6 protein-coding genes are annotated in these 11,580 nt (G+C 49.6%); 1 reads left to right on the top strand and 5 read right to left on the bottom strand.

The features are described 5' to 3' along the window. The first annotated feature begins 343 nt into the window (after window positions 1-343). Complete coding sequence (gene bktB, locus NO559_RS09345; RefSeq protein ID WP_258331553.1) at window positions 344-1,531, top strand: beta-ketothiolase BktB; 1,188 nt, start codon at window positions 344-346, stop codon at window positions 1,529-1,531. Window positions 1,532-2,768: 1,237 nt separating this feature from the next. Here bktB and NO559_RS09340 read toward each other — a convergent pair. The 5 genes from NO559_RS09340 to NO559_RS09320 all read right to left on the bottom strand — a co-directional run bounded on the left by NO559_RS09340 (window position 2,769) and on the right by NO559_RS09320 (window position 11,434). Then, entirely contained in the window at window positions 2,769-4,145 is a 1,377-nt protein-coding gene (locus tag NO559_RS09340; RefSeq protein WP_258331552.1) for a YjiH family protein, read from the bottom strand. A gap of 122 nt (window positions 4,146-4,267) precedes the next feature. Then, window positions 4,268-6,634: a TonB-dependent receptor gene (locus NO559_RS09335; protein ID WP_258331551.1), complete on the bottom strand. Its 2,367-nt coding sequence runs from the start codon at window positions 6,632-6,634 to the stop codon at window positions 4,268-4,270. A 203-nt stretch (window positions 6,635-6,837) separates the two neighbouring features. Then, window positions 6,838-9,441, bottom strand: a complete 2,604-nt coding sequence (locus NO559_RS09330) for a TonB-dependent receptor (RefSeq protein ID WP_258331550.1) — start codon at window positions 9,439-9,441, stop codon at window positions 6,838-6,840. 203 nt (window positions 9,442-9,644) lie between these two features. Continuing rightward, the gene (locus NO559_RS09325; RefSeq protein ID WP_258331549.1) at window positions 9,645-10,787 is read right to left on the bottom strand and encodes a FecR domain-containing protein; all 1,143 of its coding nucleotides are present in this window, start codon (window positions 10,785-10,787) and stop codon (window positions 9,645-9,647) included. A 74-nt stretch (window positions 10,788-10,861) separates the two neighbouring features. After that, entirely contained in the window at window positions 10,862-11,434 is a 573-nt protein-coding gene (locus tag NO559_RS09320; protein ID WP_258331548.1) for an RNA polymerase sigma factor, read from the bottom strand. Between the last annotated feature and the right edge of the window lie 146 nt (window positions 11,435-11,580).

The raw sequence follows: 11,580 nt of genomic DNA, 5'->3' as shown, positions 1-11,580 counted from the left end.
CGCACGGCTTCCCGACGAAACTTCTCGGTATAGTGGTTGTATTTGTTCTTGTTTTTCTGAGCTTTTGTCTTCATAAGTCACCTCAATTAGGCTGTAGTGAGGTGTCTACTTTCTGTGGGTAACTTGACAAACAAACGCTACCATAATGGATAAAGCATTAGCGATAAAGACTTGATGCATTTTGCCTTGCAAGTTGGTTTGTTTGGTCTCTGCTATAAGTAATTGCATTGGGTATAATCCCGGTCTTTTAAATTGCTACACTGCTGTTCAAAATATGCACGCCATTTGAGCGGCAGATTCCATCAACACAGCCCTATGCTGTTATGAATAAAAAGGTAACCCCATGCAAGCAAATCGTGAAGTCGTATTTTTAAGTGCCGTACGTACCGCTATAGGTGGCTATGGTGGCAGCTTAAAAGATGTACCCCCTGCTGAATTAGGCGCCCTTTGTGTGCGCGAAGCGATTAAACGCGCAGGCATAGAAGCTAAAACCGTTGAAAGCTGCGTAGTGGGCAGTGTATTGCGCAGCGAAGCACGCGATGCCTATATGTCACGCTTAGTCGCCATCAACGGCGGCCTGGATATAGCCTCACACGCCGTTACCGTTAACCGCCTTTGCGGCAGCGGCTTAGAAGCGATAGTCAATGCTACCCAACAAATCCAAACCGGCGAAGTTACTACGGCCATCGCAGGCGGTTGTGAGTCTATGAGCAAGGCTACTTACTCTATGAAGTCCAACCGCTGGGGCCAGCGCATGGGCAACAGTGAAATAGAAGATGATATGACTGTAGCCCTGCACGACCCTTTTGGCACTGGCCATATGGGGGTTACCGCCGAAAACTTGAGCGAGAAGTTTGACGTTAGCCGCGAAGAGCAAGACAAACTGGCCGAAACCAGCCACGCTCGCGCCATTAATGCCATAGAGCAAGGCTATTTCAAAGAGCAAATCGTACCGGTAGAGCTAAAGACCCGTAAGGGCGTAACCGTATTTGATACCGATGAGCACCCCCGTAAAGGCACTACCGCTGAAAGCATTAGCGCTATGAAAACCCTGTTCAAAAAAGACGGCACTGTCACCGCCGCCAATGCCTCAGGCATTAACGATGGCGCCGCTATGACGCTGATGATGGAGCGCTCTGCCGCCGAAGCCCAAGGCCTCAAGCCTTTGGCCCGCGTTGTAAGCTATGCCAGAGCCGGTGTTGAACCCTCTATTATGGGTATAGGCCCTGTACCTGCCGTTAAGCTGGCCTTACAGCGCGCAGAGCTTAGCGTGGCCGACTTAGATGTTATTGAGTCTAACGAAGCCTTTGCCGCGCAAGCCTGTAGTGTTGCTAAAGAGCTAGGCTTCCCCGCCGACAAAACCAACCCCAACGGTGGTGCGGTAGCGTTAGGCCACCCCATAGGTGCCAGCGGCGCGGTGTTAATGACTAAGCTTATTTATGAACTGCAACGCACCAAAGGCCGCTACGGCTTAGTAACTTTATGCATAGGTGGCGGCCAAGGTATCGCCATGGTGATAGAGGCGCTATAAGCCCTAGCCCAGTGATAACAAAGCCCTTAGCTAGCTGAGGGCTTTTTTTTGCCTGGTGTAAACTGTTTGAACTTTGTAGGTCCCTTACCCCGATGGCTGAGCCGGATGCCACTGCTACATGACTTGGCCCCTCCCCCCTTTAGCTAAACGCTACGCCGGCCAACCCTCTTATATTTTCGCGATAGCACCCGGCCCAGCCCTCTGGCATCGTGTGAATGCCAATTTTGTAGTTAAGAAAACTGTACTCTAATACCACCTCGATAGGCAGGTAATGGCAGAAGGTTATTGCGCAATATTAAAGATGAGCGCTGAGAGAGCGCATGAGACCCCCGCAGGGGAGGCGGGCTCAGGCGGGAGTGAAGGTAGCCCGCCACCTGCAGAACAGCGCCGCCATCATGGAGCAATGACCTTGTGCCATTGCCGGGTTAAAAACTTCTCACTATGCCACGAGATTAGCGTTATATATTTTTGTGTTTTGCTGTGAAAAGTTTAAGCCAATGCAGCGGGTTACTAATCCCGAGTGCCGAGCCGGATGCCGCCGCTACATGGTCTGGCCCCTCCAGGGTACCCGTGTCCGCTACTGAGCCTTAAGTCGCTACGCTGTCTCATCCGCTACCACGGCCAGCCCTCTTATATTTCGCGACAGCACCCGCCTCAACCCTCTCGCATCGTGCTAGTTTTTAATATTGTCGGCAAAAAATATTTACCTTGATCTACTACGATGGAAAGGTAATGACAGAAGGTTATTGCGGAATATAAAAGATGAGCGCTGAGTGAGCGCCTGAGACCGGCTGTTTTCCCCGCAGGGGAGACGGGCTCAGGCGGGAGTGAAGGCAGCCTGGAAGGCCGCCATCATGGAGCAATGACCTTGTGCCATTGCCGAATTAAGAACTTCTCACTATGCAAACAGACAAGCTTTTTTTGTTGAGAGCGACTTGAGCCAAGACTACGATTCACTAACACCGATGACTGAGCCGGGTGCCATCGCTACATGGTCTGGCCCCTCCCCTCTTTATCTAAAAAGACGCCCGTGTCCGCTACTGAACCTTAAGGCGCTGCGCTGTCTCATCCGCTACCACGGCCAGCCCTTTTATATTTCGCGACAGCACCCGCCTCAGCCTTCTAGTATCGTGCTAACTTTTAATTATGTAACTAAATAATCACCCCGCTCTTTGCAAAAAAAGCCGCTATTTGTAAAAAATAGCGGCTTTTTTATAACAACTAAAACGAGCTAGCGTTAAAACATAATATGCGCAATCACCGTTAAGATAGGCAGCGCTATAGTGGTACGCAAAGCAAAAATAGCGATTAGCTGAGGTACGCTTAGGGGAATTTTTGAACGCATAATCAGAATGGCTGATTCAGCAAAGAAAATTAACTGAGTTACCGATAAGCCCGCCAATACAAAACTGGTAATCGGGTTATCGATACCGCCAGCAATAATCGCCGGTACAAACTGATCCAATAAGCCCACCACTACACCGGGAGCTGCAGCGTGTGCCTCAGGGATTTGTAACAATTCTAAAATAGGCACTAACGGGGTGGTGATAAAGTGGAAAATAGTGGTGTATTCATAAGTTGCCAAGGCCAAAAACTCTATCGCCATAGCGGCGGGCATCATGGTAAAAAATAAATCCAACAAACTATGAAAACCGCTTTTAAGCATTTTAACAATAGATGGCGCTTTCGAAGCGCGCGCCAATGCCTGCTCTATAGCCCAGCTACCTAAAGAGCGGCCATCATCGGCAGCTTCTTTGATTTGCTTACCTACCGGCGGGTAATACTCATCGGGGATACGCGACAGCGGTGGCAGTTTAGGTGTGACTATGGCGCATATTACGCCTATCAACACCATGGCGCCGTAGAGTTGAAAAAAGTATTCCGACACACCCGCCACTTGCGCGGTGAGCACCACAAAAGGCACCGACACCACCGAGAAATTAGTAGCGATTACCGAGGCCTCACGCATGGAGTAAAAACCGGTTTCGTATTGCCGTATAGTCACCAACACCGCAATACTGGACGAGCCCACCCACGAGGCCAGCGCATCTATAGTTGAACGGCCCGGCAGGCCAAACACTTTTTGAAACACCTTGCGCAACATGGTGCCGGCAAACTCTAAAAAGCCGTAATCCGTTAACAAAGGAAGCAACAGGCAACCTATACCTATTAAACAGAAAATAATACCGGCCACATCAACAAAGGCGGTTACGCCGGTAGATTTGCCTATCACCCACTCTGGGCCATATTGCAATAAGGTCATGGTACTGAAAACACCACCCACAACCCGCAGGATTAACCAGATAGGGGTAGTTTGAAACATTTCCGCCAAGGCGGGAGTTCGGCGTGTCCATGACTCAGAAGCCAAGCTGTAAAACAATGACAATACCGCGGAAGTCACAAATACAAAGGTGGTTAAGTGCGCCATAGAGCTGCCCACAGCAGCTTTTAGCAACTCGGCCATCATGCCCAGCAATACGGTCATCTTGCCGTTAAATTCTACCGGCACCAAAAATAAACCCACGCCTAATAGCGAGGGGATAAGAAACTTTAAAAAATTAGCACGCGTCCAGTGCTCACTGTTTTGTGCAGAATTTACCACCTGATCATTCATGCTTACTCACTTTCTTTTTTATACTTAACCAGGTTTGTAAAAAACTTGGTAATAAAATTCATACGGACTCAATAAACAATAAGGGCCTTACAGCCCTTATTGTTTATTAATACTAGCAATGTTTAGAAGGTGTATTTCACACCTACACCAACCGTACGTGGGCGTACCACATAGCTGGCATCACCCGCCTGGTTACGACCAGTGGCATCGGGTTGGCCTGCATACTGCTGGTAGAAGGCGTTACCCAACTCTAAAGTCGAGTCGTCTGAGTCGAACAGGTTATCAACAGAAAGCGTAAACTGCCACTGATCTACATAAGCAACTAGTGAGGTATCAATAATGACCTGCGAATCTACCTCATCATAGTAAATACTGCTTTTGTTAAAGTCGGTACCAAAGCTGTCTTTGTAAAAACCGCCTAAACGATAAGCCAGCTCCACCCCGTTGTCCATCATATACGAATAGTCTAAGGCAGCCGTAAAGGTGCTTTTGGGAACACCAGGCAGCTCAGAGCCCTTCTCTATGATTAAAGTGGGGTTACCAGCTCTATCAGGTAAACCTGAGAAATCTTTAGAGGTTTCAGCGTTTACATAAGCATAGCCTAATGACAACGATAGGTTTTCAGTAAAGTGCGATTTTATCTCTAACTCTAAGCCAGTCGTTTTCGACTCACCCAAGTTATACACTATGGGGAAACCGCCCTGCGCGCGCTGCAGCACTTGGTTGTCGTCCCAGTCTATAGTGAATATAGCACCCGACATTTCTAAATGATTATCAAAGAAACGGCCTTTAAAACCCACTTCTAGGTTAGTTGCCTTATCCGCATCAAAAGTCATTAGGCTGGCATGGTTGGCAAATATACCACCCTCTACGGCTACGGTGTTGGGGTCATCAATAGGTAGACCGTTAGAGCCACCGTGGCGGAAACCTTCGGCCCAAGTCATAAACACCATCATGGTTTCTGAGAAATCATAAGAGGTGTTAAATTTAAAGATTTCATCTTCAAAATCTTGCTCAGCGGTACCACCACTCAAACCGGTGGGGCCTTCGCCACAGAACACACCACAGGGAGGTAGGGTAATAGTCTGGCTACTTTCAAAGGTTTGATCGAAGAAGCGCGCACCAAAGGTCATTTGCCAAGCTTCGGTAACGTGGTAAGTCAACTCACCAAAAACGGCCTTATCTTTAAAGTTGTCTTTTTGAATATTGGTGTAACCCAAGTCTGGCGCTTGCGGATTGGTAATGGCGTAAAAATTATCTATGCCATGTATATAATCAGCGGCATCTGCCGAACCATTCCAGGAAGAGTAATAAGCACCCACTACCCAATCAAAATCACTTTCCGTGTTAGACACTAAACGTACTTCTTGTACAAAGGCATCGGTTTCAAATTCTTTCACGCCGGTAACAAAGTTTCTGGGTACGCCATCGTAGTAGGCCCAAAAACCTTGCGCTGCATAGTTGTAGCTCTGGTCGTAAGTACTTTCAGCTTCGTTGCGATAGTAAGAGCTAGAAGACGAAACCGTGGCAAAACCCACATCGGCCTGTATATCTAAAGAGCTAATACGCACATCGCGGCTAAAAGGCTCTAGGCGTTTAACACCCGAAACAAAATCGCCTTCGCTAGCGGAATAGGCTTGGCGGCCATCGACATCATCGGATTGAATTTGGTGGTTAAACTCTAAACCTACGCTGTCGCTAATATCCCACACAAAACCTAAACGGGCATATTCAACGGTGTTGCCGTTAATATCTTTTTTGCTGCTTAACACGCCAGTAGGTTGGCCGTTAGCATCTAGGCCCTCTAATCGGTTGGCGTCGATAAAACCGCTGTTATCCACATAGGCACCCACGGCGCGTACTGCCATGTTGTCAGAGATAGGCAGGTTAATCATAAACTCGGTATCGGTATTGATATCACCGGCACCTGAAGTTTGCGCCACTTTAGCCGACACATGCGCTTCAAAAGCTTCCATGCTGGGCTTGTTTTGTATGTAGCGCACGGTGCCACCCAAAGAACCAGAGCCGTATAAAGTACCCTGTGGGCCACGCAACACTTCTACGCGGTTTATATCGCGCATGTTTAAGTTTACGAATAAAGGTGTTTCACCTATGTAGGTAGAAACCGCTGGGTCAGAAGAGCGATAAAAATCTTCAAAGCCGCCCGCTTGCGCGTTCATGCCGCGCATAATTAAGCCGCCACTAATACCGTTGTTACGCGGGCCAGTGTCGCTAAAAGAAAGTCCGGGGATATTACGAGTTAATTTAGAAAAGTCAGTGATGCCTGCTTTCTCTAAAGCTTCGCCACCTACCGCGCTGATGTTAGATGGGATATCCATCACGGTAGAGTCGCGGCGGCTAGAGGTAATAACCATTTCCTCTAACTGCAAAACTGAGCCTTGCGCCTGTACTAGGCTGGGGGCCGACATAGACACTACAGGTATTAATAAACTGAGCGCTTTTTTCTTGAATTGCTGCTGCTTAAGCATGGGCTAACATCTCCTCATTATTATTCACAAAGATAAACTTGCTACTTAACCCTAAGACGAACAGGCTTTTCGATTTGTGAATAAAAAAATGAAAAAAAGTCTAGATTTTAAGATGGATGGCCATGGCAAGGCCTGCACTAGCGCCGCAAAAAATATAAGCAGTTGCTATTGTTTAATATAGAAAAATGAATTATTTCAAATACCTACCATTGGTAACTCAGGGCCACACCATAGCTCCTGGGCGGTGCAACCACCCGCATTAATAAACCTGAACTTTTCGAGGAAAAGGCCTCGGTATGATACGTTTTATCGGCTAAATTGCGGCCCCACAGGGATAGCTGCCAATGCTCCTCTGGCCCCGCCAGCACTATGCTGCCGTTATATATCCAGTAGGCCTCTTGGCTTTTAACCTCTAAATTGTCCAAGGCTAAATAAACCTTGCTTTGGTAGGCCGCATCGGTAGAGAAGGTCAGCGACAGGCCGTGATCCAAGGGCAGCCGATAATCTAGGGCGATATTCATGGCCCATTCCGGGGTATTGACCGGGACATTGCCGGTTAAGTCTTGCAGGCCTTCGCCGCGAGTATCGGCCTGCTGCAGCTCGCTGTTCTGGGTATCGTAATAGGTCGCATCTATATAACTGGCCCCCAACACCATATTGACTCGGCTACTGGGCTGCCAGTTCAGCTCCCCCTCTAAACCGCGAGAGCGTATATCGCCAGCATTAGAGATTAAAAACGTGCCTGCCGCTGTTGAGGAAACTTGCTGTAAGTCGCGGTAGTCGTAGTAATACAAGGCTGCACTGGCCACCATATGCCAGGCAGGCAACTGCCATTTAAGGCCTAGCTCATAGGCGGTTAGGGTCTCTTCATCATAGGGCTCGCCGTCTTCTGGCAATATCACCCAATAACCGGTAAAACCGCCGCTTTTATAGGCTTGGCTGATATTGCCATACCACAGCCAGTGGTCGCTGGCCTGATAATCCAAACCCAACTTACCCGACCAAGAGCCGTAGCTAATGCTGTTGTCGGTGGCCGTTACCACCCCCGGCGCTACCGGCACGGTAAGCACTTCTACCGTGCCATTATTGTATGGGTCTAGGTTTTGGGTAGTACCCTTAAAATCTATTTGATCGTGGCTGTAACGCAGCCCCGCCAGCGCCCGCCAGCGCGAGTTTAGGCTCCATTCAACATGACTAAACAGCGCTTGGTTAATGGTTTTTTGCCGGTAGTCCACCAGTATATCGGTGCCCCAGCGATCACGGCCTGAGGTAAGCACCGAGGCGGCGATATCTTCATCGCTGTATATGGCCCCCACTATCCACTCAAAGGCGCTATCGCTTTGCGAAACCAGGCGCAGCTCCTGTGAATAAATACCTATATCATCATTGAGTATATTGTCGCCCAGCAACAGCGGTGAGGCGTCAAACTCCTCCTCCAATAGCTTTTCAAAGTCCTGATAACCGGTGATAGATTGCAGCTCGGCAAAGGGCAGCTGCCAGTTCACCTGCAGCACGCCACCACGGGTATCGGACTCTACTATGGGGTCCAGGCTAAAGCGCCCCTTATAAGGGTCACCATCCGTATCTTGATAGCCTTTGATATTGACGCAGGATTGCTGCAAGCCCGCTAAATCGTCCTGCAACCAAGCTTGGCAGGGCTGCTCGTACACCTCGCCCAATAGTGGCGATTGGCTAGGCTGATTGGGGTCACGGGTACCCAGCACATCGTAATGCCACTGCTCGGATCGATCTTTTAAGGCGTAGACCTTGGCATAAACGCTGAGCTTTTCATCGGGTGCCCACAGCAGGGACGCCCGCCAAGAGTTAATATCCACCTCACCGTGGTTGCGGCCATTGAGGCTATTTTCATAAAAGCCCTGCTGCTGGCGGCGGCTATTAAACGAAAAACGCCCCGCCAGCTGCTCAGTCAAACCACCACCTACGGCCCCCTGCAGCGCGGTGTATTGGTAGTTGCCTTTATCCACTCGCAGGTAGCCATCAAAGGTCTGCCTGGGCTTGCGTGTTACCACCCCTATGGCACCACCCAAGGTATTGCGCCCAAACAGCGTACCCTGTGGCCCGCGCAATACCTCTACCCGCTCTATGTCGTATAGGTCAAAACTTAATAGGCTGCTGCTATTGAGGTAAAGGTCATCCACATAAAAGCCTATGGTGCTGCTCATATTGGAGGTAAAGCTGTTATAGCCTATGCCGCGTATAGTAAATACGGGATTGCTGGTGGCATAGGGGCTTTTAACCGTCATGGAAGGTACTTGTGCCGCCAAGCGCTCGGGGTTGGCTATACCCAAGTTGGTAATAGCGCCGCCATCAAATACGCTAAGGGCCACACTCACCTGCTCTGGCCGCTGCCGGCGTTTGCGGGCGGTAACTAATATCTCTTCTATAGGCTGCGCCATTTGCTCAGTACTGGGCTGGGCGATAGCCTGTATCACCACCGTATGCTCACCGCTAAGCTCATAGCTTAGGCCACTACCCTCTAACAACTGCGCCAGCAACTGCAACGGCGGGTAATCCCCCTCATAAGTCACCGTACTATGCTCAGGCATAGCCGCTTGCGGAAGTATTAGCTGCACACCGGCCTGCTTGGAAAAAGCTAATAGCGCAGTCGCTAGTGATTGCGCAGGCAAGTTAAAAGATTTTATCGAAGCTTTAGGCTTGGCTGGGGAGGTGTCGATAGCGTTAACTAAAGCGTCAGCCATAACCGAACTAGAAAAAAAGGCGCAACACAGCCATAGCAACGCACAGGCGTAACTTGCTAGGGGCTTACCAGCAACGGCTTTATCCATGCGCAACAGACTCGACTACAGCCATCGAGTGCAGGCAACAATTCCCTGTGGTTTGCTTGGCTTTAATTTTACTGCGGCAGCGAAAAAGGTGTATCGCAACCCCAGGAGCACTAAGTGGGGAGCTAAGCATTTTATTATTATGGCCCCCTAGGGGGCTTATTCTCAATAGTTGTTTGTGCGCCAGCTATAAACCGCTGGCGCTGTTATAAGGTTTTATCAAACAGCAGTACGGTTTTTTCATCAATAATAGACACCCGTATAGGGTAGGCTTTTTCCAGCCCCACCAACCATTCGGCTATGCGAGTTTTGTCGACAGTGCCGGTAAAGTCAATGTTGCTGATAGAGGCGTTAGCCAAAATAATGCGCTGTTTGCTGTAGCGGTTAAGCTCACTAATCACATCACCCATGGGCTGCTTCACGAATACCAACAGCCCTTCGCGCCAAGAAATACTGGCACTGGCATCGACTTTTTGCACCTGGCCCAAGACCCCATTACCGTCTACTACCAATTGATCACCCGCTAATAGCTCGGCAACATGCTGACCTACTGCTTGCTTGCGGGCTAAGCTATCGACCAAAGCCTGGCGCTGGCTGGCTACCCGAACATGGCCTTCCAACACAGTGATGGTGCTGCTGCTATCATCCCTGTCGATATTAAAAGCCGTGCCCACTACCTGCACAAAACCACTGCCGGTTTGCACGGTAAAGGGGCGAGTTTTATCACTGGCAACTTTAAAGTAGGCCTCACCACTCACCAAATTAACGTCGCGGCTGTCGGCTTGATAGCTTACGGTTAAGATGGACTCCGCCCCCAGCTCTATCACACTGCCATCAGCTAGGGCCACTTGCTTGTGCTGGCCATGGCCGGTTTGAAAGCTCTCAACACTGGGCACTTTGCCCGTGTTTTGCCCCAGGTTCATCAGCACAATAAAGCCTAGCAATAACACACTGGCCGCCGCTGACATGGCATATTGCAGGGGGGAGCCGTTAAGCAGCTGCTGCCACAAGCTCAGGCTGCGCGTTTCTCGGCCCTGCTGCTGAATGGCTGGCTGCTCATCGGATTGCTGCTGCAACCACTGGCTAATGGGCATATCACCCTGATAATCATCGGCAGCCAATTCGGCCTCTGTTGGCAAGCCAATGTCTGCCAAATCGCTAAGTTCTGCCCACAATTGCTCTACCTCTTGGAAGGCTTGCTCATGGGCTGCATCTTTAGTCATCCAACGGCTCCAGGCATTGTGCTCCTGCGAGCTTAAGCCGCCCTCGCGTATACGCAAGAACCACTCGTTGGCTTCGGTTTCGACTCGTGTCGCCGCTCCCTTAGACACGCTCAAATCTGTATTCATAACCTCACTACACTCTTACCCTATCGACCTGTTGGATGGGCCAGCTGGCACTATTAGATTTTTTGGCTGGCACCTCATTGTGCCATCCGCTCTTTCAGATGCGCTAACGCTCGCAGCACATATTTACGAATCATATTTTCGCTTAGGCCCATGGCCTCGGCTATCTCTGCGTACTCGCACTCCTGAAATTTATACATAACAAACGCTTTTTGGCATTTGGGTGGCAGCTCAGCCACATAGCTGCGCAATTGCGCTATGGACTGCTTAGCACTTAGCTGTCGCTCGGGGTTTTGTACTTCGCTGCGGCTTTCGCCTTCAGACTCGTCGCTATCAAATATCGCTTCGGTGCGCTGGCGTCTGCGCAAGCGATCTATGGCGATATTATCCGCGGTTTTATACAAAAAGGCCCGCAGATAACTCACGGTGTCGGGCTTATCTAAGCTAAGCAGGCGTATATAAGCCTCTTGCGCGACCTCTGCTGCCTCTTGTGAGTTACTAAGGCGCACAGACAAATAGCGCACCAATGCTTCATTGTGCTCACTAAATAGGGTGGATACCTCTAGCTGTTGTTCAGCCTCGCTATCACTGTGTTGAGTCTCGGGCCGGGCGGTTTTGCCTGCCCATGGCTCGGGCTGTTTTCGCTTCACAATTGCTCCAACATAACGTTCTACCTACTAAGACGTTCAAGCCCTCAGTTTTGGTAATACTAAGCCGCTGTTTAGGGATTCTTTTTTGTCGCGCTATTTTTTCTGGCCCTATTTTTCTGCCTCCATTTTTCCAACCCTATAGTTAA

The organism is Dasania sp. GY-MA-18 (assembly GCF_024734385.1).
Taxonomy (GTDB): Bacteria; Pseudomonadota; Gammaproteobacteria; order Pseudomonadales; family Dasaniaceae; genus Dasania; species Dasania phycosphaerae.
This window is presented reverse-complemented; position numbering and strand designations above follow the sequence as displayed.

Coding starts and splice junctions, on each gene's coding strand:
- bktB (WP_258331553.1), top strand. CDS start 344: ATGCAAGCAAATCGTGAAGTCGTATTTTTAAGTGCCGTACGTACCGCT.
- NO559_RS09340 (WP_258331552.1), bottom strand. CDS start 4,145: ATGAATGATCAGGTGGTAAATTCTGCACAAAACAGTGAGCACTGGACG.
- NO559_RS09335 (WP_258331551.1), bottom strand. CDS start 6,634: ATGCTTAAGCAGCAGCAATTCAAGAAAAAAGCGCTCAGTTTATTAATA.
- NO559_RS09330 (WP_258331550.1), bottom strand. CDS start 9,441: ATGGATAAAGCCGTTGCTGGTAAGCCCCTAGCAAGTTACGCCTGTGCG.
- NO559_RS09325 (WP_258331549.1), bottom strand. CDS start 10,787: ATGAATACAGATTTGAGCGTGTCTAAGGGAGCGGCGACACGAGTCGAA.